The sequence below is a fragment of the Rhizobacter sp. genome, assembly GCF_046595475.1.
Taxonomy (GTDB): domain Bacteria; phylum Pseudomonadota; class Gammaproteobacteria; order Burkholderiales; family Burkholderiaceae_C; genus Rhizobacter.
The window spans coordinates 18,840-45,820 of the sequence record NZ_JBKJOQ010000078.1 but is presented as its reverse complement, the minus strand read 5'-3'; the positions used below and the strand labels follow the sequence as shown (position 1 = coordinate 45,820).

The following is a 26,981-nucleotide window of genomic DNA, read 5'->3' as shown; positions in this document are numbered from 1 at the left end:
TTGTCGCTCGCCGAGTTCACCGCGTCCGAGCCCCTGACCCTGGGCGTGGAGCTCGAGCTGCAACTGGTCAGCATGCACGACCACGACCTCTCGCCGCAGGCGCAAGACCTGTTGCGCGAGCTCGACCGCCACACCGGCGCCTGGGACGTGAAGCCCGAGATCACGCGCAGCATGATAGAGATCGGCACCTCCATCCAGCGCCAGCACGCGCCGCTGCGCGCTGAGCTGCAAGACCTGCAGCAGCAGCTCTCGCGCGCGGCCCGCAAGCTCAACATCGGCATCGCAGGTGGTGGCACCCACGCATACCAACAGTGGAGTGAGCAGCAGATTTACCCCACCGAGCGCTTCCATTACATCAGCGAACTCTATGGCTACTTGGCCAAGCAGTTCACCGTGTTCGGCCAACACGTGCACGTCGGCTGCGAGAACGGTGACACCGCGCTGTGGCTGCTGCACGCGCTGTCGCGCTACGTGCCGCACTTCATCGCATTGAGCGCGTCGTCGCCGTATGTACAGGGCGTGGACACGGGCTTCGATTCGGCCCGGCTCAACTCAGTATTCGCCTTCCCACTCTCTGGTCGAGCTCCCTTCGTCACCACCTGGGACGGCTTCGGTCAGTACTTCGACAAGATGACGAGCACCGGGGTCGTGAAGTCAATGAAAGACTTCTACTGGGACATACGCCCCAAGCCCGAGTTCGGCACCATCGAGCTGCGCGTGTGCGACACACCGCTCACGGTGGAAAAGGCGGCGGCCCTTGCCTGCTACCTGCAGTGCATCTGCCGCTACCTGCGCGAAGAAAAGCCTTTCGAGCCCAGCGAGGACGACTACCTCGTCTACACCTTCAACCGTTTCCAGGCCTGCCGCTTTGGGCTCGACGGCGAGATCGTCGACCCCAAGACCAAGCAGCGGCAAAAGCTGCGCGACGACATTCTGCGCACGCTCGCGCGGGTGGACGAGCATGCGCTAGACCTGCAGGCACTGGAAGCCAGCAACCTGATCCGCGAGTGCTTGTTCGAAGGCAATGACGCGCAGTGGCTGCGCAGCCGCCGCAAGGCCGGGCTGCCGCTGTCGGCAGTGGTGGAAGACGCGACGAAGCGCTGGATGAGTTGACGGCGTTCGTCGCTGGCGCGTTACTCAGTGCAGCTTGATGCGCGGCCGGTAGGTGCGGTCGAGCAGCTCTGACAAGGTGATCAGCAAGGTCTTGCGCACCCCGCCCAGCGCAAACTGATGCTGCTTGTGCAGGCTCCAGTACATCAGCTGCGCAAGCCGCCCTTCGATGAACAGGCTGCCACGCGTCAGGCTGCCCATCAGGCTGCCCACCGACGAATACTCCGACAACGACACCAGCGAGCCCTGGTCCTTGTACACAAAAGGCACCACAGGATCGCCCTTGATCAGTTGCGGCAGGGCCTTCACCAGGTACATGGCCTGCTGATACGCCGCCTGCGCGCGCGGCGGCACCCAGGTGCCATCGGGCTGCTGGCAGGCCGCGCAGTCGCCGAAGGCAAAAATGTGCTCGTCGCGCGTGGTCTGCAGGTTGCCATTGACCATCAGCTGGTTGAGCTTGTTGGTCTCCAGCGGTTGCTCACCGCCAATGCCGCGCAAGAAGTCTGCTGCCTTCACGCCCGCTGCCCACACCGCGAGCGTGGAGCCGACCACCTTGCCGCTGGCCATCTTCAAGCCATCGGCCGTGACCTCGACCACCTTTTCGTTGGTGTGCACCTCGATCGCGAGCTTGCGCAGCTCGCGCACCGCTGATTCGCTCAGCCGCTCGGGCAGCTGCGAGAGCAGTCGCGGTGCGGCTTCGACCAGCACGATCTGCAAATCTTTCTCCGGGTGTATGTGGTCGAAACCAAAGTTGGCCAGCATGCGCGCAGCCGCATGCAGCTCGGCCGCGAGCTCCACGCCGGTGGCGCCTCCGCCAACAATGGCAACCGTGAGCCGCCCGCTGCCCGCCACGCGCGGCACGCTTTGGGCGCGTATGCAGGCGTTGATCAGCCGGTCGTTGAAGCGCTTGGCCGCTTGCGGGCTGTCGAGCTTGATGGTGTGCTGTGCGGCACCCGGCGTGCCGAAGTCGTTGGTTTGGCTGCCCACGGCGATCACCAGCGTGTCGTAGGCCACCTGCTGGTCGGGCGTGATTTCGGCGCCGGTGTCGTCGTAGCTGGCGGCGAGCTGCACGGTCTTGTTGACGCGGTCTATGCCGACCAGGCTGCCCAGGCGGAACTTGAAGCAGTTCCAGCGCGCCTGCGCCAGAAACTCGATCTCTTCGGCATGGGTGTCGTAGCTGCCGGCGGCGAGCTGGTGCAAGAGCGGCTTCCACACATGGGTGCGGGCGGCGTCTACAAGCGTGATTTCGGCCAGCTTCTTGCGGCCCAGGCGCTTGCCCAATTGGGTGGCCAGTGCGAGCCCCCCGGCCCCACCGCCCACGATCACGATGCGATGCATGTGGCTGTCACTCCCTGTTGTTTTTGATGCCGCATGATTCCGGCGGGCGCCCGGCGATGATAGTTGAAAAGAACGATCGTTCTATTTTGCTCGCCAATCGCTATTTGCTCAGTCCTCGATTCCCTTAATCGACCGTCTGCCGATAGCGGGTCATGGCCACCGCCCCGGCCACCAGCATGAAGATCGCGATCGGCCACAGCTGCGGCGCGATCTCCATCAGGCCGTTGCCCTTCAACATGATGCCGCGCACCACACGCAGAAAGTGCGTGAGCGGCAGCGCCTCGCCGATCGCCTGTGCCCACGCGGGCATGCCGCGAAACGGAAACATGAAGCCCGTGAGCAGCATCGACGGCAGGAAGAAAAAGAAAGTGAGCTGCATGGCCTGCAGTTGGTTGCGCGCGATGGTCGAGAAGGTGAAGCCCACTGCCAGATTCGCCGCGATGAAGAGCACCAGCACCGATGACAGCAGCCACAGGCTGCCGACCATGGGCACGTCGAACAGCAACCACGCCGCGACCAAGATCACTGTCACCTGCACGTAGCCGATCAGGATGTAGGGCACGATCTTGCCGAGCATCACCTCGACCGGCTTGGCCGGCGTGGCGAGCAGGTTTTCCATGGTGCCGCGCTCGCGCTCGCGCGTCATGGCCAGCGAGGTCATCATCACCATCGTCATCGTGAGAATCACGCCGATGAGGCCCGGGATCACGTTGTAGCTGGTCAGGCCTTCGGGGTTGTAGCGGCGCTGCACGCGCAACTCGAAAGGCGGCTCGGGTGTGCGCAGCGCGGCCAGCGGGCCGCTCAGCTCTCGGCCCATGCTGCGCTGGCCGATGCTGGCGAGTGCGGCAATCGCATTGCCGGTGGCCGCAGGGTCGGTGGCGTCGGCGGCCAGCATCATGGCTGGGCGCTCTCCGCGTTCAAGCTTGCGCGAAAAGTCGCTCGGCACCACGAGCGCGAACTGCACGCGGCCTTCGGCCAGCAACTGGTCGGCCTGCCCCACGCTGTCCGGCCGGTGGGTAACGCGAAAGTAGGCTGAGTTTTCCAGGCCCGCCACGAAGCTGCGCGAGTACACGCTGTGGTCCATCACCACCACCGCCAGCGGCAAGTGCTTGGGGTCGCTGTTGATCGCAAAGCCAAACAGGATCAGCTGCACGATGGGCACGCCCACCATCATCCCGAAGGTGAGGCGGTCACGCCGCACCTGGCGCATTTCCTTGATCAGGATGGCGAGGAAGCGCGTCCAGCTCATGCTTGGGCCTTCGCCTTTTCAGTGGCACCAAAGTTGTCTTGCGCGTCTTGCATCAGCGCGATGAACACGTCTTCGAGGCTGGGCTCGATGGTTTCGATCTTCAGGCCGCGGCCCTGCAGCGGCGCGGTCGCCTTCTGCAAGGCTTCGGTGCTGTCAGCACTCACGTGCAGGGTCGCGCCAAAGGGAGCAACGGTTCTGATGCCCGGCGCACCGCGCAGCTGGTGGCCCACCTCGACCAGCTTGTCGCCGGCAATTGACCAGGTGGTCAGGCCCGCAGCAGCAATCACCTCGGCCACTGTGCCGCGCGTGAGCAGGCGGCCATACGAGATGTAGGCCAGCTCGTGGCAGCGCTCGGCTTCGTCCATGTAGTGCGTGGACACCAAGACGGTCAGGCCGGCCGCAGTCAGGTCGTGAATCTGGTCCCAGAAATCGCGCCGGGCGGCGGGGTCTACACCCGCCGTGGGCTCGTCGAGCAGCAAGAGCTTGGGCTCATGGATCAAGCAGGCGGCCAATGCAAGCCGCTGCTTCCAACCGCCTGAGAGCGAGCCCGCCAATTGCTTGCGTCGCGTGGCCAAGCCCAGGCGCTCCAGCGTTCCGGTGACCTTGTGCTTGCGGTCGGCCACGTCGTACACACGGGCGATGAAGTCGAGGTTTTCTTCGATGCTCAGGTCTTCATACAGGCCGAAGCGTTGGGTCATGTAGCCGACCTGGCGCTTGATCAGAGAGGCCTGCGTTCGAATGTCATAGCCCAGGCAGGTGCCCTCGCCTTCGTCGGGTGTGAGCAGGCCGCACAGCATGCGGATGGTCGTCGTCTTGCCACTGCCGTTGGGGCCGAGGAAGCCATAGATGCGACCCTTGGGCACGCGCATGTCGAAGTGGTCGACGACCACGCGGTCGCCGTATCGCTTGGTCAAGCCCTTCACATCGATGACAAACTCGGCGCTCAAAGCCGTACTTCCAGTGGCTGGCCGGGATGCAGCTTGCGCGCATCCGCCGCGCTCGGCCGCGCCTCAACCATGAACACCAGGGTCGCGCGGTTCTCCTTGCTGTAGATGAGGGGCGAGGTGAACTCGGCTTCGCGGGCGATGAAGCTCACCTTGGCCGCGATGGGCGCAGGGCAGCCATCGCAGCGCAGCTGCACCGCCTGGCCCAGGGTGAGCTGACCCAGCAGCACCTCGGGCACGAAGAAGCGCGCTTTCACGTTCTCGGGTGGCAGCAGGCTCAGCACCGCACCGCCTTGCGGTACCCACTCGCCTTCGCGGTACATCAGGTCGATCACGTCACCCGCCACCGGAATGCGCTGCGTCTTCTGCTGTACGCGCCACTCGGCCTGCGTGAGTTGCGCCCGCGCCGCGTTCACCTCTTGCTGGGCAGCAGCGATCTCATTCGGGCGGCTGCCTTGCTGGGCCAGGCGAATCTGCGCGTCGATCTCGCGCACCGCAGCCTCGTCGCGCGCCACCGCCGCGCGCGACTGATCCAGGCTTGCGGGTGAGTTGAAGCCCTCGGCCACGAGCCGCATGTTGCGCGCCAGCTCCGACTGCGACAGCTTCTGCGCCGCCTGCGCCTGAGACAGCTGCGCACGCAGCGCCTGCAACTCTTCGGGCCGCCGCCCTTGCTTCAAATTGGCGAGCTGATCTTGCGCACGCTGCACCCGAGACGCAGCCTCTTCGCGCGCTGCACGCTCGCTTTCTTGCTCCAGCACGAACGCCGGGGCCGAGGCCGCAGCGGCGTCACCGCGTTGCACGTAGAGCTTGGTGAGCGTGCCGCTGATCGGTGCCGACAGACGCACGGTTTCGCCCTCGGCATAGCCTGGGTACGACACAGGCGGCTCCTTTGCGCAAGCGGCGAGCAAGCTCGCCACCAGCAAGGCGGGCAGAAGTCGTGAGACGTTCATCGGGCTCTCCTTGCAGACACAGGCGCCAAGCCACGCAATGCGAAATCGATGCGCAGGGCAATGGCGTCGTCTGACATCACATGCTGCTCGATGGCATGCACCGCAGCGGCATCGGCATGTTGTTGAATGGCGGCACCGATCAGCACGGGCGCGCCGACCGCACCGAAGAGAAAGGCGATCACGGTCTGCGCGGGCGCCTTGTCGATCAGCCCTTGCGCCTGCGCTTGCGCGATGAGCTGAAAGATCACCGCGATGTGCCGCGGCAGGTTGCCCCGCAAGAACTCAGCGGCGAGTGGCTCACCGCCCATGGCATCGGCACCGATGCGCAAGAGCAGCGCACGCTGGTCGCGCCCGAAACGCGCCAGCATGGCCAGGGCATCGCGCAGGTTGTCGAGTGGTGAATGCTGAGGGTGCACCTTCAGCGCGAGCTCGGCAAACATCTCTTCGTACACGCGCTGCAGCACCGCACGTATGAAGTTTTCCTTGTTCTTGAAGTGGTAGTGAAACATGCCCAGGTTGACCCCGGCATGCTCGGTGAGCCGGCGCACCGACAGGCCGGCACAGCCCGTCTGCGGCAAGAGATCGAGCCCCGCATCGAGCAGGAGCTGGTCAACGTTCTGAGAAGGGCGTGGCATGCCATTACTATACAAACGTATAGTAATTAGGGCAAGCGGGCTGACGTCAATTCATGCCGGCACTCGCCACTTCCCCCCACTCGCCGGCACTGCGCATGGCGACCGCGTGCAACGACGAGCCACCGGGGCTCACCAGAAACTCGCTCACCGCCTGCGCGAGCTCGGGCGAGGCGAGCACCCGGGTGTGGCCACACGACGTGGGCTTGAGCAGGTGCGCGGCGGGGCACCACGCGAGGATGCGGTCGCCTTCGGTGTGCTCGACGAAGCGGTCGCCTTGGTCGTAGACCAGCAGCAGCTCGGCACCCGCATTCGCAAATGCGTGGCCTGCTTCGAGGCGATGCCAATCGGTGCCCAGTTGGCTGGCAAGAAACTCTTGATAGCGCTGCATCAGCGCAGGGCTCGGGTTCAAGCGCTGCTGCACGGCGCGTACCGGTGGGTAGGGGTGCGACGGCGCGCACACGCACACGTAGCGCTGCGCGCGGAGGCCGTGGATGGCGCGTGCTGCCATCAGCGCCAAGCCGCCAGCCGAGTGCCCCACATAGGCATGCACGTTGAGGCCCAGCATGCGCGGCACCTCGGCCACGTCGTCGACGAAATGCCGCCACCCCGTGCGCTGCCCGGCCGAGTCGCCATGGCCGGTGATGTCGATGGCGACGCAGCGGTAGCCCAGGCGCGAAGTGCTGAGCGCCAGCGGCGCGAGCTGCGCGGCGCGGCCACCCCAGCCGTGCACCAGCACAAGCAACGGCCCCTGGCCCCAGCTCCACGCGGTGTTGCGCAAACTTGGGCCGTAGCTGAGGCGTGTGGCCTGATCCAGCGCCTGCTGCTGCGCGGGCGTGACCGCAGGTCGCGGCGGCGCGCGGCCGGCCAACGAGCGCATGACATGGAAGGCTGCAGGCGCGGGCAGCGCAGCGACGAGGGCTTTGGCGAGCGTGATGAGCAAAGGCATGTGGGCCAGCCTACCCACATCGACAACATGTTCAAGAACATGTGGTGCGCGTTGCAGCGCGAGCGTGTTTCAGTGCAGAGGTACGCCCACAGGAGCCCAGAAGAATGCCGGGGGCTGATTCACGATCACTTCGTCGCACAAGGCCCTCGCCGTCTTGCGGCAGGCCTCGCGCATGTCGGCGGCCAGGCGCACGTCGTCGACCGACTGCGCCACCGCCAGGGCGCCCACGAGCATGGCGGTGGCCGCGAGTGCAGCGTCGTGGCCGAGAGGCGAGCCGGCCATCTCACCGCACAGGCTTTCGCGCACCCGCTCGATGGTGCGCGCATAGCCCAGGCGCACTTCAGGCGTGGCGCTGGCCACGTCACGTGCCAACGACGCCCACAGCTGCAGGTCTTCAATCGGGCTGACGCGCGTATGGGCCAGCGCCACGGCCTCTTCGTGCAGCTGGGCCTTGCTGTGGAAGTGGGTGTAGAACCCACCTCGCGTCAGGCCGCATTCGTGCATCAGTTCTTCGATCGAAGTGGCCTCAAAACCCTGGGCTGCAAACAGGCGAGCGGCCGCGCTCAAGATCTTCTGCCGCGTCTCCTGCTTGCGCTGCTTGGGGTGGGGCATCGCAGGTTCCTGGCGTGTGCGTGAGGCGCTCAGTTTGAGAACGCAGCGATCCCGGTCTGCGCACGCCCCAGGATCAGCGCATGCACGTCGTGCGTGCCCTCATAGGTGTTGACCACCTCCAGATTCACCAGGTGACGGGCCACGCCGAATTCGTCGCTGATCCCGTTGCCGCCCATCATGTCGCGTGCGAGCCGCGCGATGTCGAGGCTCTTGCCGCACGAGTTGCGCTTCATGATCGACGTGATTTCCACCGAAGCCGTGCCTTCGTCCTTCATGCGACCCAGGCGCAAGCAACCTTGCAGGCCCATGGTGATTTCGGTCTGCATGTCGGCCAGCTTCTTCTGGATCAGCTGGGTGGCGGCGGGCGGGCGGCCAAACTGCTTGCGGTCCAGCACGTACTGGCGGGCGCGGAACCAGCAGTCTTCGGCCGCGCCGAGCGCACCCCAAGCGATGCCATAGCGAGCGCTGTTGAGGCAGGTGAACGGGCCCTTCAGGCCGCGCACTTCGGGGAAGGCGTTTTCTTCAGGGCAGAACACGTTGTCCATCACGATCTCGCCGGTGATGGAGGCACGCAGGCCCACCTTGCCGTGGATCGCCGGTGCGCTCAGGCCCTTGGCGCCTTTGTCCAGCACGAAGCCGCGAATGGCGCCTTCATCGTCTTTTGCCCACACCACGAACACGTCGGCGATGGGGCTGTTGCTGATCCACATCTTGGCGCCGGAGAGGCTGTAGCCACCGGCCACCTTCTTGGCGCGGGTGACCATGCTGCCGGGGTCGGAGCCGTGGTCCGGCTCGGTCAGGCCGAAGCAGCCTATCCATTCGCCGCTGGCGAGCTTGGGCAGGTACTTCTGCTTGGTCGCTTCGTTGCCGAACTCGTTGATGGGCACCATGACCAGCGAACTCTGCACGCTCATCATCGAACGATAGCCCGAGTCGACGCGCTCCACCTCGCGCGCGATCAGGCCGTAGCACACGTAGTTCAGGCCGGCGCCCCCGTATTCCTCGGGGATGGTCGGGCCCAGCAGGCCCAGCTCGCCCATCTCGCGAAAGATGGCCGGGTCGGTCTTCTCGTGGCGGAAGGCTTCGAGCACGCGCGGGGCGAGCCTGCCTTGGGCGTAGGCGGCAGCGGCGTCGCGGATAGCGCGCTCGTCGCTGGTGAGCTGCTGGTCCAGCAGCAGCGGGTCGTCCCATTGGAAGGCGGCTTTGTTGGCCATGGTGTGTCTCCGGAGGTTAGGCAGCGCGCTGAGTCAGCGCAGCGAAGCGCTGCAGGTGCGAATCAGTGTCACCGAAGCTCAGCTCGATGGCCATCAGGCGCTTGAAGAAGTGGCTCACGTTGAGCTCGTCGGTCATGCCCATGCCGCCGTGCAGCTGCACCGCCTGCTGGCTGATGAAACGGCAGGCGTTGCCGACCACCACCTTGGCGGCCGACAGCGTCTTGCGGCGTTGCGTGTCGTCAGCCGAGGTGCAGTTCATCGCGGCCAGATAGGTCATCGAGCGCGACTGCTCCAGGTGCAGCAGCATGTCGGCCGTGCGGTGCTGCAAGGCCTGGAAGCGGCCTATGGGCTGGCCGAATTGCTGGCGCGTCTTCAGGTATTCGATGGTGGCGCTAACGGTGGCTTCCATCACCCCCAGCGCTTCGGCGCAGAGCGCGGCCAGGCCGATGTCGAGCGCGCGTTCGATGGCAGGCAGCGCGGCGCCGGCCAGACCCAGGCAAGCGCTGGCAGGCAGCTTCACCTCGCGCAAGATCACCTCGGCGGCACGGCGGCCGTCAAGCGTCGGGTAGCTCTTGATTTCAAGGCCGGGTGCATTGCGCGGCACGCGGAACACGCTCACGCCCTTGGTGTCGCCAGGCGCGCCTTCGGTGCGCACCGACACCAGCAGCTCATCAGCTGCTGCGGCATGCATGACCACCGCCTTGTGGCCGTGCAGCAAGAAGCCATCGCCGCTCTTCTTGGCGCTGGCTTCCACCCAGGCCACGTCGCCCCGCGCCGCGGCTTCACCGTGCGCCAGCACCACAATGCGCTGGCCCGAGCCCATGGCGGGCAACATGTCGGCTTGCTGCTCGGTGCTGCCAAAGTCACGCACCAAAACGGTGGCGATGACGGCGCTGTCGAGCAGGGGCTCGCACAACATCGCAGCGCCCGTCGCCTGCATCGCGAGCAGGGTTTCGACGGCGCCATACCCCAGGCCGCCGTGCGCCTCGGGCACGTTCATTGCCAGCACGCCGAGGTCGGCCAGGCCTTGCCAGACCTCTTTGCTCCAGCCCTCGGGGCTGGCGATGATGCCTTTGCGGCGCTCAAAGCTGTAGTCGCCTTGGGCAAAGCGGGCGATGGCGTCTTGCAGTTGCTGCTGCTCTTCGCTGAAGCTGAAGTCCATGGTGTGTCTCGTGTTTGCTGATCAAAGGCCCAGCAGTTGCTGAGAAATGATGTTTTTCTGAATCTCGTTGGAGCCGCCGAAGATCGACAGCTTGCGCATGTTGCAGTAATGCGCCCCCAGCGAGGCCGCGTGGCGCGGGCCGATGGTGTCGCCCTCTTCGTCGGTCAGCGCTTCTTCGCGGAAGGGCAGTGCATAGGGGCCCACAGCCGCCACCAGCATCTCGGTGATCTGCTGCTGCAGCTCGGTGCCCTTGATCTTCAGAATAGACGCCGCCGGGCCGGGCGCCTTCTTGTTGGCCTCATCAGACAGCACGCGCAGGTTGGTCATCTCGAGCGCAAGCAGGTCGATCTCGATCTGCGCCACCTTGGCCGAGAACAGCGGGTCTTGCAGCAGCGGTTTGCCGTGTTTTTTCTCTGTGTTCGCTACGCGCTTCAGGCGCTCAAGCTCGCGCTTGGCGATGCCGATGCCGGCGATGTTGCTGCGCTCGTGGCCGAGCAGAAACTTGGCGTACGTCCAGCCCTTGTTTTCTTCGCCGATCAGGTTTTCAGCCGGCACGCGCACGTCTTCGAACCAGACCTCGTTGACTTCATGCGCACCGTCGAGCGTGATGATGGGGCGCACCGTGATGCCGGGTGTCTTCATGTCGATCAGCAGGAAACTGATGCCACGCTGCGCCTTGGCCTGCGGGTCGGTGCGCACCAGGCAGAAGATCCAGTCGGCGTACTGACCGAGCGTGGTCCAGGTCTTCTGGCCAGTGACGATGAAGTGGTCGCCTTGCGCATCGACCCCGCGCACCGCGCGGGTCTTGAGCGAGGCGAGGTCAGAGCCCGCACCCGGCTCCGAGTAACCCTGGCACCACCACTTACGCGCTGACGAGATGTCGGGCAAGAAGCGCTTTTGCTGCTCGGGCGAACCAAAGGCCATGATGACCGGCGCCACCATCTTGATGCCAAAGGGAATGAGCCGCGGCGCTCCGCCGGCGGCGCATTCTTCTTCGAAGATGTACTGCTGAACCGCGTTCCAGCCCGGGCCGCCGAACTCCTTGGCCCAGCCGGGGCCGCCCCAGCCACGCGCATCGAGCGTGCTCTGCCACAGCACGTGGTCATCGCGCGTCAAGCGCAAGCTGTTCACCACCTTGTGGTGTATCGCGCTGGGCAGCTTGGCTTTGACGAAGCTGCGCACTTCTTCGCGGAAGGCTTGTTCTTCTGGGGTGAAGGTCAGGTCCATGGTGGTCTCGTGGAGGTTTGCGTCGATCTTGTACTGCATTGCAGAACAATATTCCGCATACAAAAACAAGAGTCAAATTGTTCCCGGTCGTTTGCGGGCTGTCAACTTGCGGACTCTACGGAGAGTCCATGTCCTATTTTTCATGGGAGCTTGTGCATTAATTACGGCACGGCAGCCCTCAGACTCGGGGAATGCCACGATTTTCGATTTGCAGATTTATGTTCCACTTTAGACGCGTTCGCAAACACTGATAGAAGATGGACACACTCACCAAAACCGCCAAAGTGGAGCGCGGCCCCGCCACTGGTCGGGCGCCCCCCAAAGCCAAGGAAGACCGCCATTTCGTCACCGCCCTGGCCCGCGGCCTCGAAGTGCTGTCGTGCTTCCGCTCCGGCGACAAAGCCCTGGGCAACCAAGAGATCGCGCAGCGCTGCAAGCTGCCCAAATCCACCGTGTCGCGGCTCACGTCCACGCTCACCAAGCTGGGCTACCTGATCCAGGTGGAAGAGAGCGGCAAGTACCGCTTGGGCACTGCCACGTTGTCGCTCGGCAGCGCAATGCTGGCACGGCTCGATGTGCGCCAGATCGCCCGGCCGATGATGCAAGAGCTGGCCGATGCCACGCGTTCGATGGTGTCGCTGGGCACGCGCGACCGGTTGTCGATGATCTACGTCGAGAACTGCCGCAGCTCGGCTGCGCTCACCTTGAGCCTCGACGTAGGCTCGCGTATTCCGGTGGCCACCTCGGCCATCGGCCGCGCCTGGCTGGCGGCCATTCCCGAGCGCGAGCGCCAAGACTTCATGGAGCGTGTGCAAGAGCTTGACGAGGTGGCCTGGCCCGACGTTCGCGACGGCATCGATCGCGCCACCAGCGAATACAACACCCTAGGCGTCACCTGCTCGTTCGGTGACTGGCAGCGCGACGTGAACGGCATTGCCCGCGCGTTCCAACCGGGTGGCGGGCTACCGCCCATGGCCATCAATTGCGGCGGGCCCTCGTTCAACCTGTCGCAAGACTTCTTGCTGAACGAAGTGCGCCCACGCCTGATCGACATGGTCACACGGCTCGAAGCCTCGCTGCTGCGCTGAGCGCGGCCTGGGCCTCAGCGCCAGATCAACGCGAGTCTTTGTAACCCGCGTGCACCACCGCGGCGGGCAGGCGGTGCCGCGGGTCTGCGGCTGCGCCGGCCAAGCCGCGGCGCACACCCTTCTCCAGCTGGCCGGCGCTGATCGGCTTGACCCAGTATTCGTAGGCCCCCAGGCTCATGGCTTTCAGGATGTCCATCGACAGGTGGTCGGCCGTCAGCAGGGCCAGCTTCAGGCCGGCCGAAATCTCCAAGGTGAGCGCACGCACCACCTCGAGGCCGCCCAAATCGGGCAAGTGCATATCAAGCAATACCAGGTCGGGGTGCTGCGAGCGCACCAGCTCCACACCCTCGGTGCCGGTGCTGGCCTTGATCAGCTTCACCCCCGGCAAGGTGGCGGCGAGTTGCGCCTCGACGAGCAGGATGTTGATTTCCTGGTCTTCGATGTAAAGCACCGTGCCCTGGGGTTCTTCAAGTTGCAGCGTTTCATGGGTCATGACTCGCCTCATTTGTTGCACTGCACCAAGCATAGGACGCGCTCCCAGCAACACAAGAGAAATGATGCCCGTAAGAGGGTCTTAGGCACCATGTCATTCCCGGCCAAACCCTCTTGTAATTAAGAATTATCAAACTTAGAGTGGTACGAAGACGGCTCAAGCACCCCTTTAAAAGCGCGTTTTCCATGGTCAACCCCACGCCCCTGCGCCCTGCCTCGCTGCACGAGGAAGTGGCCTCGCGCCTGCGCCACATGGTGTTCGAACGCCAGCTGGTGCCGGGCGAGTGGATAGATGAGCTGGCGCTGGCGCACGACTGGCAGATCAGCCGCACGCCGCTGCGCGAGGCGCTCAAGGTGCTGGCGTCCGAGGGCCTGGTGCAGCTGGTGCCGCGCCAAGGTTGCCGCGTCACCGAGATGTCGGAAGACGACGCCGACGAGCTGTTCCCGGTGATGGCGCTGCTGGAGGGCCGCTGCGCCTTCGAGGCCGTGCGCAAGGCCACGCCGGAGGGCATTGCCACCCTGCGCCGTCTGCACGAAAAGCTGGAGACCCATGCGGCCGCGAAAGACATTGATGGCTACTACCGCGCCAACCACGAGTTCCACAGCACCGTGCAGGCGCTGGCCGACAACCGTTGGCTAGACCGCGCGACCAACGAGCTGCGCAAGTTCCTGCGCCTGCTGCGCGGTCGGCAGCTCAACTGGCCGGGCCGCATCGAAGATTCGATCAACGAGCACCGCGTGCTCATTGCTGCCATCGAGCAGCACGATGCGGCCCGCGCCGAACGCCTGATGCACGACCACCTGATGGCCCAGCTCGCCGCGCTGAAAGCCCTGCGCGCCCATGAACACCAGACGGGGCAGCAACATGCTTGACGGCTTGAAGACTGTCGCCCGCAAGGTCGGCGACGACCGCGCGTTGCGCAGCCTGATGCTCGACTGCAAGCGCCTCTTGTCCGAGCGCGGCGAAGCCAACAGCGTGGCCATCGCACGCCAGCTTGTCGAGCGCTTCAGCGCCTTGCCCGACGACCAGCAGCTCGGTTTCTTCAATCGCCTCTCGCGCGATTTCAGCCCCGACCCGCAGGCCGTGCTGTCGGTGGCGCAGGCCTATGCCGACCAGCCTTCGGCCGAAAACCTGATCCGCCTTACGCACCTGGCCGAGCCGCCGCGGCAGGAACTCTTGCGCCGCATCAACCGCACGCCAGGCGGAACCGCGCAGATTGTGGCGATGCGGCGCAAGCTGCTGGCGCGCGTGCCGGCGCAGCCCGAGTTGCGCGCGCTGGAGAGCGACTTCCTGCACCTGCTGTCGTCGTGGTTCAACCCCGGCTTCTTGCAGATGCAGCAGGTCGACTGGAACTCGCCTGCCCAATTGCTGGAGCAACTCATACGCCATGAGGCGGTGCACGAGATCGACGGCTGGGACGATCTGCGCCGCCGCCTGCAGCCCGACCGCCGCTGCTTCGCCTTCTTCCACCCGCAGTTGCCTGACGAGCCGCTGATCTTCGTGGAGGTGGCCTTGCTGCCGGAGATGCCGGCCACCATCGCGCCGCTGATTGACAAGCAGGCGCAGCCCACGCTTGCCGCCAGCCAGTACAAGGTGGCGGCGTTTTATTCCATCAGCAATTGCCAGCCGGGTTTGCGCGGCGTGTCGCTCGGCAACTTCTTGATCAAGCGCGTGGCCGAACAGCTGCAGCGCGAGCTGCCGCAGCTCAAGCGCTTTTGCACACTCTCGCCCATACCGGGCTTTGCCAAGTGGCTGCTGAGCGACGGCGAGCTGCCCGCCTCTTTGCGCAAGGGCACGGTCGATCGCTTGGTGGCCGCGCGCGAGCGGCTGCTGAAAGCCACCAGCGGCGACCTGGCCGCACTGGCCAATATCGCGCTGCTGCAATCGCTAGGCGAGGCGGAGCGCGAGGCACTGAGCCGCCTCTGTGCAACCTACCTGGTGCACCACAGCGCCACGCCAAACGGCGACGCGGTGGCGCGCTTTCACCTCGACAACGGCGCGCGGCTGGAGCGCCTCAACCCTCTGGGCGACGTGTCGCGCAAAGGGGTCAAGCAGTCGTTCGGCATGATGGTCAATTACGTCTACGACCTGCAGAAAATCGAAGCCAGCCACGAGCAGTTCGTGCATGGCGAGGTGGCGCACACACGCGCCGTCGCGTCGTTGATCTGACGCACGCGCACCACCCACACAACAAAGGAGACAGACATGAGCCACACCCGAGCCACACCTCGCCGCCGCTTCATCGCTGGCACCGCCGCCCTGATCGCCAGCCCCTGGGTCGGCGCGCAATCGGCCTGGCCCCACAAGCCGGTGACCATCGTCGTGCCCTTCCCTGCGGGCGGCGGCACCGATGCGTTTGCGCGGCCGCTTACCGCCATCCTGACCCGCAACACCGGCAAGCAGTTTCTCATCGACAACCGAGGCGGCGCCGGGGGCACGGTGGGCGCCACCATTGCGGCGAAAGCTGCGCCCGATGGCTACAACTTCTTCATGGGCGCGGTGCACCACGCCATCGCGCCGTCGATGTACCCCAAGCTCGAATACAACCTTGAGACCGACTTCATCCCGGTCGGCCTGATCTCCAGCGTGCCTCAGGTGATCGTGGTCAACCCCAAGCGCGTGCCGGTCAACGATCTCGCAGGCTTTCTCGACTTCGTGCGCAAGAACCCTGGCAAGCTCAACTACGGCTCGGCCGGCAACGGCACTTCGCACCACTTGGCGGGCGAGCTCTTCAAGCTGCAGACCAAGACCTTCATCACCCACATCCCGTACCGCGGCTCCGGCCCCGCGCTGCAAGACCTGATCGCGGGCCAGGTCGACATGATGTTCGACGGGCTGGGCTCCTCGGCATCACACATCAAGGGTGGGCGCATCAAGGCGCTGGCCGTGGCCGCCGACAAGCGGGCACCCGGTTTCGCCGAAGTGCCGACGAGCGTGGAGTCGGGTCTGCCGGCCTACCAAGTGGCCACCTGGTACGGCATGTGGGCCCCCAAGGGCACGCCGAAAGAGCTGGTCGATGCCATGCAGGCCGAGATGGCGAAGGCGCTGGGCTCAGACGAGCTGCACAAGATCTGGAACGGCTTGGGCACCGACACCCCCAATCTGTACAGCGACGCCTTCGGCAAATTCGTCAGCAGCGAGGTCAAGCGCTGGGCCGACGTGGTCAAGCGTTCGGGTGCCACGCTAGAGTGAGCATGATGGACCACAGCCTTTACGCTGCGCTGCGCGGCGGGTTTGCACATGACCTCGACAGCACGGCGATCGAAACGATTGACGGCGAGCCCCGCCACTACACGTGGCGCGACCTCGACCGCGCCAGCGCCATGCTGGCCAACCTGCTGGCCGCCTTGCAGCTGCCCGCGGGCAGCCGCGTGGCGGTGCAAACCGAGAAGTCGGTCGAGGCGCTGATGCTTTACCTGGCCGTGCTGCGCGCCGGCCATGTGTACCTGCCACTCAACACCGCCTACCAGGCCACCGAGATCGAGTACTTTGTCGCCAACGCCGAGCCCGCGGTGGTGGTGTGCTCGGGCAAGCACTTCGGCTGGGTCAGCCAGATCGCCTTCAAGGCCGGCTGCACCCATGTGTTCACGCTCAACGAAGACCGCAGCGGCAGCCTGCTCGAGCGCGCCGCCCACCACAGCGACCAGCACACTCCGGTGACACGCCAAGCCGACGACCTGGCCTGCATCCTTTACACCAGCGGCACCACCGGGCGCAGCAAGGGCGCGATGCTCACGCACGGCAACATCTTGAGCAACGCGCTCACGCTGAAGGCTTACTGGGGCTGGAAGCCGGGCGACGTGTCGATCCATGCGCTGCCGCTGTTCCATGTGCACGGCCTCTTCGTGGCCGCAAACGGCGCCTTGATCAACGGCAGCAAGATGATCTGGCAGGCCAGGTTCGACCCCAAGAGCGTGGTCGCGCGCCTGCCCGAAGCCACCGTCTTCATGGGCGTGCCCACGCTGTACGTGCGCCTGCTGGCCGAGCCCGCGCTCAACCGCGAGGCGTGCCGCCACATGCGGCTCTTCATTGCAGGGTCGGCGCCGCTGTTGATCGAAACCTTCAATGCATGGCGCGCGCGCACCGGCCACACCATCGTCGAGCGCTATGGCATGAGCGAGACGGCCATCCTCACCTCCAACCCCTGCGACAGCGCTCTCGGCGAGCGCCGCGGCGGCACGGTAGGTTTCGCTTTGCCCGGCGTGGGCTTGCGCGTACGCGACGACCAAGGCCAGCCCTGCCCCGCCGGTGAAGTGGGCGGCATTGAAGTGAGCGGCCCGAATGTCTTCAGCGGCTACTGGCGCATGCCCGAGAAAACGAAAGAAGAGTTCACCCCCGACGGCTGGTTCAAGACCGGCGATGTGGGCAAGATCGACGCCGATCGCTACGTGACCATCGTCGGGCGCAGCAAAGACCTGATCATCTCGGGCGGCTACAACGTCTACCCGGCCGAGATCGAAGGCTTCATCAACGACATGCCGGGTGTGGCCGAGAGCGCCGTCATCGGCGTACCCCACCCCGACTTCGGCGAAGCCGGTGTGGCGGTGGTGGTGGCCAAGCCCGGCGCGTCGCTGAGCGACGCCGCCATCGTGCAAGACCTGAAAAACCGCATCGCCAACTTCAAAGTGCCCAAGCGCGTCTACGTGGTGAGTGAGCTGCCACGCAACACCATGGGCAAGGTGCAGAAGAACGTGCTGCGCGACCAGCACAAGGGTTTGTTCACATAAACCGCGTCTAGCGATGGTCGCGGTACTCCGCCACGCGTTGGCCAGGAGCCACGGGCTGGTAAGCAGAAGCATCCGCGGGTGAGGGCCGGCAAGCTGCAGCCCCTCGCGCACCACCCGAAAACGGTTACACATGGCGTAACAAACCGGCCCACACGCGGGCAGGCCAACACGATGAAATCAATACATCCAGAAATCCCTGGGGGGTGGCCACCCGCCCTTCAAGACATGAACCCTCTCGAACGAATCCCGACCCGTTGGCTGCTGACCGGGGCGGCGCTTGCGTGTCTGGCGCTGTGGGCAGCGCCCAGCACGGCGCAGGTCACGGGCGACCCCGTCCACGGCAAGCTGCTGTACGAGGACACGCCCACCGAGTCGGGCAACAACCAGCTGACGGGCTCTTGCGCAAACAGCTGCCATGGCAACGTCGACAACCGCCGCACCAAGATCGGCGGCTCGGCATTCGCCGACATCAGCTACGTGCAGGCCAGCGCAAAGGTCAGCGCAGCGATTGCAAACATCGGCCCGATGAACCAGTTCAATGGGCTCGATGCACAGCAGGTGGCCGACATTGCCGCCTACATCGCCGACACCCCGAAAGTCACGGCCGCCGGCCTGAGCACAACGAACGCACTGGCCTTCTCGTCGTCGGCCTCCGGCGTGGCAGTGACGAAGAACCTCACCATCCATCACTCGCTGGCGACCACCGCCAACCTGCAGATCACAGGCGTGGCCCTGGCAGCAGGCACGCCCACCGCCTTCACCCGCAGCAGCAGCTGCAACGCACCGCGAACCTTGATGGCGGCAGGCACCTGCACGTTCTCGGTCACCTACACCCCCACCAGCAACACGGCCGAGAGCAAGGCACTCACCGTGTCGATGACACAAGGTGGCGTGGCGATCACGCGCGCCATCACGCTCAACGGCTCGGTGGCCGGTGCGGTCACGCCGCCACCGGCAACGGGCGGTGATGACTCCGGCGGCGGCGCCTTGGGCTGGGTGTGGCTCACCGGACTGGCCCTCGCCACTGTCGTGCTCGCACGCCGCCGCCGCACCTGAGTTGACCCCTCCCGACAACGCCAGCTGCCCGCGTTGTGGCGGGGCGTTTCACTGCGGCGTGAACGACCCCATGCCCTGCGCCTGCGGCCAGTTCATGCTGTCGCTCGCCACCCAGCAAATGCTGCGCGCGCAATACGACCGTTGTGTCTGCATGGCCTGCCTCGCGCAGCTGCAAACCGCGCCTTCACCGCCTACGTCGACGTAAAAAAACCGGCCCCTCTTGTGAAGGGGCCGGCTTCTCGACGGGCGCAAAACGCGCGCGTCAGTGCGGGTGGGTCAGTCCTGGGCGTAGATGTCCACGTCCTTGGTTTCCTTGATGAACAGCATGCCGATCACGAAGGTCATGCCGGCCACGATGATCGGGTACCAGAGGCCGTTGTACATGTTGCCCGTCTGCGCCACGATCGCAAGCCCGGTGGCCGGCAGGAAGCCGCCGAACCAGCCGTTGCCGATGTGGTACGGCAAGCTCATCGAGGTGTAGCGGATGCGGGTCGGGAACATCTCGACCAACATGGCCGCGATCGGGCCGTAGACCATGGTCACGTAGAGCACGAGCAAGCTCAGGATGGCCACGATCAGAGGCTTGTTCATCTTGGCCGGGTCAGCCTTGGCGGGGTAGCCGGCTTCCTTCAACGCGGCCGAGATGGCACCCTTGAAAGCTGCGTCCTGTTTCTTCGCTTCGTCAGGCGCAAGGCCCTTCGATTCGAAGCCCGGGATCACCTTGTCGCCGATCTTGACCTGAGCCACCGTGCCCGTGGCGGCCGCTTCGTTGTCATAGCTCACCGAGCCGGCCGACAGCACTTGCTTGGCGATGTCGCACGAGCTGGTGAACTTGACGGTGCCCGTAGGGTTGAACTGGAACGAGCAGCGCTCTGGGTCGGCCACCACGACGACCTTGTTCTTCTCTTGCGCAGCAGCCAGATCCGGGTTGGCGGCAACTGTCAGCCCCTTGAACAGCGGGAAGTAGGTGAGTGCTGCGATCAGGCAGCCGGCCATGATGATGGGCTTGCGGCCGATCTTGTCGGACAGCGCGCCGAACACGATGAAGAACGGCGTGCCAATCAATAGCGAGATGGCAATCAGGATATTGGCCGTGGCGGCGTCCACTTTGAGTGAGCCCGTCAGGAAGAACAGCGCATAGAACTGGCCGGTGTACCAGACCACGGCCTGGCCGGCAGTCAGGCCCAGCAGCGCCAGGATCACGACTTTCAGGTTCTTCCATTGGCCGAAGGATTCGGTCAGCGGAGCCTTGGAGGTCTTGCCTTCTTCCTTCATCTTCTTGAAGGCAGGCGACTCGTTCATCGACAGACGAATCCACACGCTGATGCCGAGCAGAACCACCGACAGCAGGAACGGAAGGCGCCAGCCCCAGTCAGCAAAAGCGGCTTCGCCCATCAAGGTGCGGGTGGTCACGATCACCACAATCGACAGGAACAGGCCCGCCGTTGCCGTGGTCTGGATCCACGAGGTGAACAGGCCGCGCTTGCCATGCGGCGCATGCTCGGCCACGTAGGTGGCAGCACCGCCGTACTCACCGCCCAACGCCAGGCCTTGCAACATGCGCAGGCCGATCAGGATGACGGGAGCGGCCAGGCCGATCGAGTTGTAGTTGGGCAAAAGGCCGACGATGAAGGTCGACAAACCCATGATCAGGATGGTCACCAGGAAGGTGTACTTGCGACCGATCATGTCGCCCAAGCGGCCGAACACCAGCGCGCCGAAGGGGCGCACGATGAAACCAGCAGCAAATGCGAGCAACGAGAAAATGGTGCGCGATGCAGGGTCTAGTGCCGAGAAAAACTGGTTTCCGATGATGACGGCGAGCGTGCCGTACAGGTAAAAGTCGTACCACTCAAACACCGTGCCGAGACTGGAGGCGAAGATGACCTTCTTCTCCTCCGGCGTCATCGGCCTGCTGACCGCGGATGCAGTTGCCATGAATATCTCTCCTCGTATAGGTACCCCACCAACGATGAGGCTGGGGCGCATCTTCACGGCGGGCTCTGACCCTGCCCTGACACGACGCTGATACCTGGCTGACAAACTAGGGTCGAACCCTAGGTTTTCATTTCTCAATGCGAGATTCGCAGGGTGAGCGAGATCAGTGTTTTCGCTGAATGCCCGAGGGCTGCCTTGCAGCGGCGTCCCAATCGGGCCCGTCGAACCACGGGTCGCCACGCAGATAGGCTGACAACTGCTCCAGGCCATCAAGACCCCAGAAGATGCGGCCGTCGACCTCGACAGTGGGCACGCCGAACACGCCGCGTGCTGCCGCATCGGCTGTGGCGGCTCTGAGCTCGTCTTTCACCTCGGTACTGGCGGGGTCGCGTTGCGGCGAGAGCGCTTGCATGAGCGCGGCCAGCCGGTCGGCGTCGGCCGCGTCGGCGCCACCACGCCACACATGGCGCAGCGCCTGCTCGCAGGCCCAGCGGTTGGGCGTGCCGCCCGTGGGCGCACAGGCCAGCAAAAGCCGCAGCAAGGCCAGCGGGTTGAAAGGGTGCTGGGCCGGCACCTGGAAGGGCACGCCCAGACGATGCGCAAGCCACATCGCGTGGCGGTAGGTCCAGTCGCGCTTCGGCACGATCTCGGCCGGGCCCTTCTGGCCCCAGTGCGCCAACAGGCCGGCAAACAGGATGGGCTGGTAGCTCACCTCATGGCTCACCCCTTCAAGCACCTGCGGCATGCGCTCGAACGCCAGATAGCCGTAGGGCGAGATGACGTCGAAACTGAATCGCAGGTGCTTCATGGCGCAGGCGGTTGTAAGCGTGAGTCCGCAGCGACATCGTCGGCAAAGGCGGGCATGTCGAGCTGGCGCTGCTCGATGAGCTGCCACACCGCACGCTTGTCATCGGCGCCCATCGTCGCCCAGCTGGCGATCTCGTTCAGCGTGCGCCAGCAGCCCATGCACAGGCCGCTGGGCGCGTCCATGCGGCACACGCTGATGCAGGGGCTGGGCACGTCATGGGCAAGCGGCTGGGGCATCGTCAATCAGGTGAGCACGAGTTCGGCCATATCGTCCCACAGTGCTGGGTCGATGCGGCCGCGGATCTGCTTCACCTCACGCCCCTGCCGGTCAATGATGAACGAGGTGGGCGTGTGCTCGATGCTGCCGAAGCTGTCGGTGTGCGCCGCATCGCCGCGCCACAGCCACGGAAATTTCTGCCCGGGCGGCACGGTGCGGTTGACCACGCTGTCGTAGCTCTTCAACGTGGCGAGGTCGCGGTCCAAGCTCACCGCGATCAACTGAAAGCCCTTGTCACGCCAGGCCTCGTAGTTGGCGCGCAACTCGGGCATCTTGTCGCGGCACACCGGGCAGCTGGTCGACCAGAAGAAGACCAGGATCGCCTTGCCGTGGTCTTGGTGCATGTCGTAGGCGCGGCCATCGAGCGTCTTGCCCTTCAGGGTGAAAGTGCGCGGCGACGGTTCGGCGCGTGCCACGCCGGCCAGGGCCGCAAGCGCTGCGCCGGCCAGCAGGCGGCGACGTTGAATGAAGGTGTGCATTGGGGGCGTCCGCGGGCTGTAGCGATGGGGGTTCGTCGCCTGCAAGGCAGCCGTCTTACGGCAGATTTGCGGCAACAATTCGCGCACAAGCACTGAATCGAAACCGCCATTCCCGCGAAAGCGGGAATCCACGATGTGCGCAGATGCTGGGAGGCTCATTCGCGCGCGGCGCGGCCTGCCAAGCCAGAGTCGAATCCGTACATGCCAGTCACGTCACATCGGCGACCGGCGCGCCGGTCAAGGCTTGCAGCTGCGCCGGGCTGAGCTTGAACACACCGCTCGGGTGCCCTGCTGCTGCCCAGATCTCGTCGAAGCGCAGCAGCTCGCGGTCGATCAGCGTGACGGGCGGCGAAACATGGCCGACCGGCGACACGCCGCCGATGCTGAAGCCGGTCTGGCGCTTCACGAAGTCGGCGTCGGCACGGCCCAGCGCGCCGGTGATGGCAGCCACTTTTTTCTCATCGACCCGGCGATCCCCAGACGTCACCACCAGCACGGCCACACCATCGAGCTTGCGCTTGAAGATCACGCTCTTGGCAATCTGGCCCAGCTGCAGGCCCAGCACGTCGGCCGCTTCCTGTGCAGTGCGCGCCGTCACATCCAGAAAGATCGGCGCATGCGGGTGACCCTGGGCTGCGAGGATCTCGCTCACACGGCGAAAGCCTTCTGGCCGCGATTCATCAGCGCTCATTCAGCACCTTCTCGCGTTTCGCCAGAAGCGCCTTGCCCACGCGCGAAGCTGGAGGGCGCCCGATCACGCCCGAGATGTACGCGCCCGCGTCCACGAGTTGATCAATGTCGATGCCGGTCGAGATACCCAAGCCATTGAGCATGAAGAGCACGTCTTCGGTCGCCACATTGCCGGTGGCGCCTTTCGCATAAGGGCAGCCGCCCAGGCCGGCCACGCTCGCGTCGAAGGTGTGGATGCCCAGCTCGAGACAGGCGTAAATATTGGACAGCGCCTGCCCATAGGTGTCGTGAAAATGGCCGCTCACTTCGACCAGCGGATAGTGCTTGAGCGCGCGCTCCATTGCGCGCTGTACGGCAAGCGGAGTGCCTATGCCAATGGTGTCGGCCACACCGCAGTGGTCGACGCCTATGCCCTTCATCAAGCGCACCACGCGCTCCACTTCGTCAGCGCTCACCTCGCCCTGGTAAGGGCAGCCCAGCGCGCACGAGATCGCACCGCGAACTTTGAGCCCCTGCGCATGCGCCGCCTCGACCACCGGCGCAAAGCGCTCGATGCTTTCGGCAATGCTGCAATTGATGTTGCGCTGGCTGAAGGCCTCGCTGGCCGCGCCGAAGACCACGATCTCGTCGGGCTTGGAGGCAAGCGACGCTTCGAAGCCCTTCAAGTTGGGTGTGAGCACCGAGTAGCGCACGCCTGCGCGGCGCTCAATGCCGGCCATCACCTGCACGTTGTCAGCCATCTGCGGTACCCACTTGGGGCTCACGTAACTGGTGACTTCAATCTCGCGCAGCCCAGCGGCTTGCAAACGGTGCACGAGCTCGATTTTGTGCACTGCGTCCACCGCCTGCTTTTCGTTTTGCAGACCGTCGCGCGGGCCCACTTCGACCAGCGTGACATGGCTAGGAAATGACGCCTGAAACATGACTTATTCCTCACTAACGTTGACTGAAGTCACAGACCCCCCCTCTTAGGGATGTGCGCCTACTCTGCATGGGATGAAGATACCTGAACTGCTTGGAGTTGCCCCGTGTCCACTCCCGTTCAACTGCGCATCGCCACCCGCATTCATTTCATTCTCAAGCGCGATCTGGGTGAAGGCATCAACGTGGCCGCGATGCTGAGCGACGACTGCGAAGCACGCGAGGTGTTGTTCGTGTGCCAGGCCTCGGGCAACGCCGAGCTGGTGTCGCTGGCCCGCCAGTTCGTCCACGCTGGCAAGCTGGCCAAGCCATCGGCACTGGCCAAGGCCGAAGCACCACCAGACACTGATTGGTCGCGCGACACCTCGGGCTTCGGCATCACACAAGCGGCAGAGCTCTCGATGCCCGGCGAAAGCAGCTGGCGCAGCGCCACGCAGTGGCTGCGTCGCAGCACCACTCGCGCCACTCGGTAAGCGCTCTCACATCGTTTCACAGGCGCCAGTTTCACGGCGCCGCGAGCCGCAACAGCTCGCCCCCTTCAGCCACCTGGTCACCCGGCGCGTACAACAGCGCCTCCACCGTGCCGTCGCGCGGCGAAGTGATGGTGTGCTCCATCTTCATCGCCTCCATCACCGCCAGCGCCTGGCCTTGCTTGATGGCCTGGCCGGGTTGGGCCAGAAACGAGATCACCTTGCCCGGCATGGGCGCTGTGAGCCGGCCTGCCTCGACCGCCGCTTCTCCTGCGTGGGCCAGCACGTCAGCCTTGCCCACCGTGGCCGAGCCCTCAGGCGCAAACACGCTCACACGCTCGCCGATCGCATAGACCGACAGCGCCACGCGCCGCTCGCCCAGTTGCACGTCGTGTCGCCCCTCGCCGCGCGCATCGACCACAAACGGCCAGCGCTGCTCGCCCAGCACCAAGGTCATCGCGCCACGGTGCGCGCGTTCCAGCGCCACCACCAGATGCTGGCCCTGCAACTCCAGATGGAACTGGCGGCGTGCGCCACCAAAGAGTCGCCAGCCATCGCGGCGTGACCACGGGTCGTCGGTCTGCTGCGCTTGCTCTTGTGCCAAGGCATGCGCCACCACGCCTGCCGCGGCGATCTCTGGGGGCAGCGGCGCGGCATTGAAGAGCGCCGCGCGCTCGCGCTCGATCAGCGCCGTATCGAGATCAGCCTCGGCGAACGAGCGGCTGGCCACCACGCGACGCAAAAATGCCACGTTGGTGTGCAGGCCCACGATGTGCGTTTGCGCGAGCGCAGCGTCGAGCCGCGCCAGCGCCTGTGCGCGGTCGGCGCCCCAGACGATGAGCTTGGCAATCATCGAGTCGTAGTACGGCGAGATCGCATCGCCCTCGCGCACGCCGGCATCGAAGCGCACGTTCGATCGCTCGAAGCTCGCAGCCTCGGGCGTGCGGTAGACCTGCAGCGTGCCGGTGGCGGGCATAAATTGCTTGTCGGGGTTTTCGGCGCAGATGCGTGCTTCGATGGCATGGCCGTGAATGCGCAGCTCTTCTTGTTTCAACGGCAGCGGCTCGCCGCTCGCCACACGCAGCTGCCACTCCACCAGGTCGAGGCCGGTGATCGCCTCCGTCACCGGGTGTTCCACTTGCAGCCGCGTGTTCATCTCCATGAAGTAGAAGCGCAGGTCGCTTGTGCCCTCAACAGGCTCGACGATGAACTCGACCGTGCCCGCACCCACATAGCCCACGGCCTTGGCCGCAGCCACCGCCGCCTCACCCATCTGCTGGCGGCGCTCGGCGCTCATGCCTGGCGCAGGTGCTTCCTCCAGCACCTTCTGGTGACGCCGCTGCACCGAGCAATCGCGCTCGAAGAGGTACAGGCACTCGCCTTGCGCGTCGCCGAACACCTGGATCTCGATGTGGCGCGGCCGCGTGACGTAGCGCTCGATCAACACCGCATCGTCACCGAAGCTGTTGCTGGCCTCGCGCTTGCACGAGGCCAGCGCCGCAGCGAACTCGCCCGTCGCGTTCACCACCCGCATGCCCTTGCCACCGCCGCCCGCGCTGGCCTTGATGATCACCGGGTAGCCAATTGCATCGGCCTCGCGTTGCAGCAGCGCGGGGTCTTGATCGGCACCGTGGTAGCCCGGCACCAGCGGCACGCCAGCCTGTGCCATCAGGCGCTTGCTCTCGGCCTTGAGGCCCATGGCTTTGATGGCCGATGCGGGCGGGCCAATGAACACCAGCCCGGCATCGGCGCAGGCCTGAGCGAAGTCTTCGTTCTCGCTCAGGAAGCCATAGCCGGGGTGTATGGCCTGCGCGCCGGTGGCCAGCGCCGCCGCGATGATGCGGTCGCTGCGCAGATAGCTTTCCTTGGGCGCGGAAGCCCCGATGTGCACCGCCTCGTCGCACGCCATCACGTGCTTGGCCTGCGCATCGGCATCGGAGTAGACGGCCACGGTTTGAACGCCGAGCTTGCGCGCGGTCGCCGCCACACGGCAGGCAATCTCACCGCGGTTGGCTATCAGGATTTTCTTGAACATATGCGGCTCAGGTTGACGGCTGGGAGCGCCCCTGCCTGACGAAGAGGCGGCGCGCCAACAGCCGCAAGAACTTGGCGAATATCCAGATCAGCGACGCCATCAGCAACAGCATGCAGGCCAGCACACCAAAGAACACCAGCGGGTGGGCCCATGACAACCACAGCATCACCGGCACTGCCCCATCGCCCGCAAGCGACAAGCCGAGGTTGGAGAACGGCTCGGGCGAGGTGTTGGCTGCCGCACGGGTGGTGGCCTTGGCCACGTGGCTGGTCGCAGCCAACGCACCGCCGAGCAGCGCGGCGACGCTTGCAGCCGTCGCATGGTCAGCGCCAAACACGCCAGCCGCCAGCGCCGCACCCGCCGGGATGCGCACCAGCGTGTGCAGCACATCCCACACGGTGTCTACACCCGGGATCTTGTCGGCGAAGAACTCGACGAAGAGCATCACGCCGCTCGCACCCAGCATCAGCGGGTGTTGCAACAGCAGCAGGCCCGAAGGCAGCGCCACCCAGCCCATGAAGCCTGCCAGACCTGTCAGGAACACCACCGCATAGAGACGCAACCCGCTGGCCCAGCCCAGGCCCGCCGCGATCGCCATCAGCTGCGTGGTGTC

Annotated in this window: 28 protein-coding genes; 9 read left to right on the top strand and 19 right to left on the bottom strand. The window is 65.1% G+C overall.

What is annotated here, in order from left to right:
- Positions 1-1,113, top strand: coding sequence for a YbdK family carboxylate-amine ligase (locus AC30QB_RS13540; RefSeq protein WP_489546790.1), 1,113 nt, complete (start codon positions 1-3; stop codon positions 1,111-1,113).
- A gap of 24 nt (positions 1,114-1,137) precedes the next feature.
- Here the strand turns inward: AC30QB_RS13540 and AC30QB_RS13535 are convergent, their stop codons facing one another.
- The 10 genes from AC30QB_RS13535 to AC30QB_RS13490 form a co-directional block, all read right to left on the bottom strand.
- Entirely contained in the window at positions 1,138-2,448 is a 1,311-nt protein-coding gene (locus AC30QB_RS13535) for an NAD(P)/FAD-dependent oxidoreductase (protein WP_489546748.1), read from the bottom strand.
- A 124-nt stretch (positions 2,449-2,572) separates the two neighbouring features.
- Positions 2,573-3,697 carry an ABC transporter permease gene (locus AC30QB_RS13530; protein WP_489546747.1) on the bottom strand — a complete coding sequence of 375 codons (1,125 nt, stop codon included), beginning with the start codon at positions 3,695-3,697 and terminating at the stop codon, positions 2,573-2,575.
- Positions 3,694-4,644: an ABC transporter ATP-binding protein gene (locus AC30QB_RS13525; protein ID WP_489546746.1), complete on the bottom strand. Its 951-nt coding sequence runs from the start codon at positions 4,642-4,644 to the stop codon at positions 3,694-3,696. Before AC30QB_RS13525 ends, AC30QB_RS13530 begins: the two co-directional genes overlap by 4 nt.
- The gene (locus AC30QB_RS13520) at positions 4,641-5,591 is read right to left on the bottom strand and encodes an HlyD family secretion protein (protein ID WP_489546745.1); all 951 of its coding nucleotides are present in this window, start codon (positions 5,589-5,591) and stop codon (positions 4,641-4,643) included. Before AC30QB_RS13520 ends, AC30QB_RS13525 begins: the two co-directional genes overlap by 4 nt.
- A complete protein-coding gene (locus AC30QB_RS13515; protein ID WP_489546744.1) occupies positions 5,588-6,226 on the bottom strand; it encodes a TetR/AcrR family transcriptional regulator in 639 nt (212 codons plus the stop codon). Before AC30QB_RS13515 ends, AC30QB_RS13520 begins: the two co-directional genes overlap by 4 nt.
- A gap of 46 nt (positions 6,227-6,272) precedes the next feature.
- On the bottom strand, positions 6,273-7,172 hold the full coding sequence (locus AC30QB_RS13510) for an alpha/beta fold hydrolase (RefSeq protein ID WP_489546743.1): 900 nt from the start codon (positions 7,170-7,172) through the stop codon (positions 6,273-6,275).
- A gap of 69 nt (positions 7,173-7,241) precedes the next feature.
- A complete protein-coding gene (locus AC30QB_RS13505; protein WP_489546742.1) occupies positions 7,242-7,784 on the bottom strand; it encodes a TetR/AcrR family transcriptional regulator in 543 nt (180 codons plus the stop codon).
- Positions 7,785-7,813: 29 nt separating this feature from the next.
- Entirely contained in the window at positions 7,814-8,998 is a 1,185-nt protein-coding gene (locus tag AC30QB_RS13500; RefSeq protein ID WP_489546741.1) for an acyl-CoA dehydrogenase, read from the bottom strand.
- A 16-nt stretch (positions 8,999-9,014) separates the two neighbouring features.
- Positions 9,015-10,160: an acyl-CoA dehydrogenase family protein gene (locus AC30QB_RS13495; protein WP_489546740.1), complete on the bottom strand. Its 1,146-nt coding sequence runs from the start codon at positions 10,158-10,160 to the stop codon at positions 9,015-9,017.
- A gap of 21 nt (positions 10,161-10,181) precedes the next feature.
- On the bottom strand, positions 10,182-11,387 hold the full coding sequence (locus tag AC30QB_RS13490; RefSeq protein WP_489546739.1) for an acyl-CoA dehydrogenase family protein: 1,206 nt from the start codon (positions 11,385-11,387) through the stop codon (positions 10,182-10,184).
- A gap of 257 nt (positions 11,388-11,644) precedes the next feature.
- Here AC30QB_RS13490 and AC30QB_RS13485 point away from each other — a divergent pair, with 257 nt between their 5' ends.
- Positions 11,645-12,475: an IclR family transcriptional regulator gene (locus AC30QB_RS13485; protein ID WP_489546738.1), complete on the top strand. Its 831-nt coding sequence runs from the start codon at positions 11,645-11,647 to the stop codon at positions 12,473-12,475.
- Between the two features lie 25 nt (positions 12,476-12,500).
- Here the strand turns inward: AC30QB_RS13485 and AC30QB_RS13480 are convergent, their stop codons facing one another.
- The gene (locus AC30QB_RS13480) at positions 12,501-12,968 is read right to left on the bottom strand and encodes a response regulator (protein ID WP_489546737.1); all 468 of its coding nucleotides are present in this window, start codon (positions 12,966-12,968) and stop codon (positions 12,501-12,503) included.
- 185 nt (positions 12,969-13,153) lie between these two features.
- Between AC30QB_RS13480 and AC30QB_RS13475 the strand changes: the two genes are divergently transcribed.
- The 6 genes from AC30QB_RS13475 to AC30QB_RS13450 all read left to right on the top strand — a co-directional run bounded on the left by AC30QB_RS13475 (position 13,154) and on the right by AC30QB_RS13450 (position 18,956).
- Positions 13,154-13,840 (top strand): GntR family transcriptional regulator, encoded by a 687-nt coding sequence (locus AC30QB_RS13475; RefSeq protein WP_489546736.1) that lies wholly within the window; start codon positions 13,154-13,156, stop codon positions 13,838-13,840.
- Positions 13,809-15,137: a malonyl-CoA decarboxylase gene (locus AC30QB_RS13470; protein ID WP_489546735.1), complete on the top strand. Its 1,329-nt coding sequence runs from the start codon at positions 13,809-13,811 to the stop codon at positions 15,135-15,137. The genes AC30QB_RS13475 and AC30QB_RS13470 overlap by 32 nt, the downstream gene beginning before the upstream one ends.
- 36 nt (positions 15,138-15,173) lie before the next feature.
- Positions 15,174-16,160, top strand: a complete 987-nt coding sequence (locus tag AC30QB_RS13465; protein ID WP_489546734.1) for a Bug family tripartite tricarboxylate transporter substrate binding protein — start codon at positions 15,174-15,176, stop codon at positions 16,158-16,160.
- A gap of 2 nt (positions 16,161-16,162) precedes the next feature.
- Positions 16,163-17,695 (top strand): malonate--CoA ligase, encoded by a 1,533-nt coding sequence (locus tag AC30QB_RS13460; protein ID WP_489546733.1) that lies wholly within the window; start codon positions 16,163-16,165, stop codon positions 17,693-17,695.
- 225 nt (positions 17,696-17,920) lie between these two features.
- Positions 17,921-18,751 (top strand): hypothetical protein, encoded by an 831-nt coding sequence (locus tag AC30QB_RS13455; protein WP_489546732.1) that lies wholly within the window; start codon positions 17,921-17,923, stop codon positions 18,749-18,751.
- 1 nt (position 18,752) lies between these two features.
- The gene (locus tag AC30QB_RS13450) at positions 18,753-18,956 is read left to right on the top strand and encodes a cysteine-rich CWC family protein (RefSeq protein ID WP_489546731.1); all 204 of its coding nucleotides are present in this window, start codon (positions 18,753-18,755) and stop codon (positions 18,954-18,956) included.
- A 71-nt stretch (positions 18,957-19,027) separates the two neighbouring features.
- Here AC30QB_RS13450 and AC30QB_RS13445 read toward each other — a convergent pair whose 3' ends face one another.
- The 6 genes from AC30QB_RS13445 to AC30QB_RS13420 form a co-directional block, all read right to left on the bottom strand.
- The gene (locus tag AC30QB_RS13445; RefSeq protein ID WP_489546730.1) at positions 19,028-20,689 is read right to left on the bottom strand and encodes an MFS transporter; all 1,662 of its coding nucleotides are present in this window, start codon (positions 20,687-20,689) and stop codon (positions 19,028-19,030) included.
- Between the two features lie 163 nt (positions 20,690-20,852).
- Positions 20,853-21,497: a DsbA family protein gene (locus AC30QB_RS13440; protein WP_489546729.1), complete on the bottom strand. Its 645-nt coding sequence runs from the start codon at positions 21,495-21,497 to the stop codon at positions 20,853-20,855.
- Complete coding sequence (locus AC30QB_RS13435) at positions 21,494-21,733, bottom strand: DUF1289 domain-containing protein (RefSeq protein ID WP_489546728.1); 240 nt, start codon at positions 21,731-21,733, stop codon at positions 21,494-21,496. Before AC30QB_RS13435 ends, AC30QB_RS13440 begins: the two co-directional genes overlap by 4 nt.
- 6 nt (positions 21,734-21,739) lie before the next feature.
- On the bottom strand, positions 21,740-22,252 hold the full coding sequence (locus tag AC30QB_RS13430) for a peroxiredoxin family protein (RefSeq protein ID WP_489546727.1): 513 nt from the start codon (positions 22,250-22,252) through the stop codon (positions 21,740-21,742).
- A 208-nt stretch (positions 22,253-22,460) separates the two neighbouring features.
- The gene (locus AC30QB_RS13425; RefSeq protein WP_489546726.1) at positions 22,461-22,943 is read right to left on the bottom strand and encodes a YbaK/EbsC family protein; all 483 of its coding nucleotides are present in this window, start codon (positions 22,941-22,943) and stop codon (positions 22,461-22,463) included.
- Positions 22,933-23,865 (bottom strand): hydroxymethylglutaryl-CoA lyase, encoded by a 933-nt coding sequence (locus tag AC30QB_RS13420; RefSeq protein ID WP_489546725.1) that lies wholly within the window; start codon positions 23,863-23,865, stop codon positions 22,933-22,935. The genes AC30QB_RS13425 and AC30QB_RS13420 overlap by 11 nt, the downstream gene beginning before the upstream one ends.
- A gap of 105 nt (positions 23,866-23,970) precedes the next feature.
- On the opposite strand from AC30QB_RS13420, the gene AC30QB_RS13415 reads away from it, so the two are divergent.
- Positions 23,971-24,336 (top strand): hypothetical protein, encoded by a 366-nt coding sequence (locus AC30QB_RS13415; protein WP_489546724.1) that lies wholly within the window; start codon positions 23,971-23,973, stop codon positions 24,334-24,336.
- 31 nt (positions 24,337-24,367) lie between these two features.
- Here the strand turns inward: AC30QB_RS13415 and AC30QB_RS13410 are convergent, their stop codons facing one another.
- Complete coding sequence (locus AC30QB_RS13410) at positions 24,368-26,368, bottom strand: acetyl/propionyl/methylcrotonyl-CoA carboxylase subunit alpha (protein WP_489546723.1); 2,001 nt, start codon at positions 26,366-26,368, stop codon at positions 24,368-24,370.
- Between the two features lie 7 nt (positions 26,369-26,375).
- Positions 26,376-26,966 (bottom strand): DUF4126 domain-containing protein, encoded by a 591-nt coding sequence (locus tag AC30QB_RS13405; RefSeq protein WP_489546789.1) that lies wholly within the window; start codon positions 26,964-26,966, stop codon positions 26,376-26,378.
- Positions 26,967-26,981: the final 15 nt, after the last annotated feature.

Bases quoted from the DNA above. Each gene is read 5' to 3' on its own strand.
- AC30QB_RS13535 (WP_489546748.1), bottom strand. From the start codon at position 2,448: ATGCATCGCATCGTGATCGTGGGCGGTGGGGCCGGGGGGCTCGCACTG.
- AC30QB_RS13530 (WP_489546747.1), bottom strand. From the start codon at position 3,697: ATGAGCTGGACGCGCTTCCTCGCCATCCTGATCAAGGAAATGCGCCAG.
- AC30QB_RS13520 (WP_489546745.1), bottom strand. From the start codon at position 5,591: ATGAACGTCTCACGACTTCTGCCCGCCTTGCTGGTGGCGAGCTTGCTC.
- AC30QB_RS13515 (WP_489546744.1), bottom strand. From the start codon at position 6,226: ATGCCACGCCCTTCTCAGAACGTTGACCAGCTCCTGCTCGATGCGGGG.
- AC30QB_RS13510 (WP_489546743.1), bottom strand. From the start codon at position 7,172: ATGCCTTTGCTCATCACGCTCGCCAAAGCCCTCGTCGCTGCGCTGCCC.
- AC30QB_RS13505 (WP_489546742.1), bottom strand. From the start codon at position 7,784: ATGCCCCACCCCAAGCAGCGCAAGCAGGAGACGCGGCAGAAGATCTTG.
- AC30QB_RS13500 (WP_489546741.1), bottom strand. From the start codon at position 8,998: ATGGCCAACAAAGCCGCCTTCCAATGGGACGACCCGCTGCTGCTGGAC.
- AC30QB_RS13495 (WP_489546740.1), bottom strand. From the start codon at position 10,160: ATGGACTTCAGCTTCAGCGAAGAGCAGCAGCAACTGCAAGACGCCATC.
- AC30QB_RS13490 (WP_489546739.1), bottom strand. From the start codon at position 11,387: ATGGACCTGACCTTCACCCCAGAAGAACAAGCCTTCCGCGAAGAAGTG.
- AC30QB_RS13485 (WP_489546738.1), top strand. From the start codon at position 11,645: ATGGACACACTCACCAAAACCGCCAAAGTGGAGCGCGGCCCCGCCACT.
- AC30QB_RS13480 (WP_489546737.1), bottom strand. From the start codon at position 12,968: ATGACCCATGAAACGCTGCAACTTGAAGAACCCCAGGGCACGGTGCTT.
- AC30QB_RS13475 (WP_489546736.1), top strand. From the start codon at position 13,154: ATGGTCAACCCCACGCCCCTGCGCCCTGCCTCGCTGCACGAGGAAGTG.
- AC30QB_RS13470 (WP_489546735.1), top strand. From the start codon at position 13,809: ATGAACACCAGACGGGGCAGCAACATGCTTGACGGCTTGAAGACTGTC.
- AC30QB_RS13465 (WP_489546734.1), top strand. From the start codon at position 15,174: ATGAGCCACACCCGAGCCACACCTCGCCGCCGCTTCATCGCTGGCACC.
- AC30QB_RS13460 (WP_489546733.1), top strand. From the start codon at position 16,163: ATGATGGACCACAGCCTTTACGCTGCGCTGCGCGGCGGGTTTGCACAT.
- AC30QB_RS13455 (WP_489546732.1), top strand. From the start codon at position 17,921: ATGAACCCTCTCGAACGAATCCCGACCCGTTGGCTGCTGACCGGGGCG.
- AC30QB_RS13445 (WP_489546730.1), bottom strand. From the start codon at position 20,689: ATGGCAACTGCATCCGCGGTCAGCAGGCCGATGACGCCGGAGGAGAAG.
- AC30QB_RS13440 (WP_489546729.1), bottom strand. From the start codon at position 21,497: ATGAAGCACCTGCGATTCAGTTTCGACGTCATCTCGCCCTACGGCTAT.
- AC30QB_RS13435 (WP_489546728.1), bottom strand. From the start codon at position 21,733: ATGCCCCAGCCGCTTGCCCATGACGTGCCCAGCCCCTGCATCAGCGTG.
- AC30QB_RS13430 (WP_489546727.1), bottom strand. From the start codon at position 22,252: ATGCACACCTTCATTCAACGTCGCCGCCTGCTGGCCGGCGCAGCGCTT.
- AC30QB_RS13425 (WP_489546726.1), bottom strand. From the start codon at position 22,943: ATGAGCGCTGATGAATCGCGGCCAGAAGGCTTTCGCCGTGTGAGCGAG.
- AC30QB_RS13420 (WP_489546725.1), bottom strand. From the start codon at position 23,865: ATGTTTCAGGCGTCATTTCCTAGCCATGTCACGCTGGTCGAAGTGGGC.
- AC30QB_RS13410 (WP_489546723.1), bottom strand. From the start codon at position 26,368: ATGTTCAAGAAAATCCTGATAGCCAACCGCGGTGAGATTGCCTGCCGT.
- AC30QB_RS13405 (WP_489546789.1), bottom strand. From the start codon at position 26,966: ATGGCGATCGCGGCGGGCCTGGGCTGGGCCAGCGGGTTGCGTCTCTAT.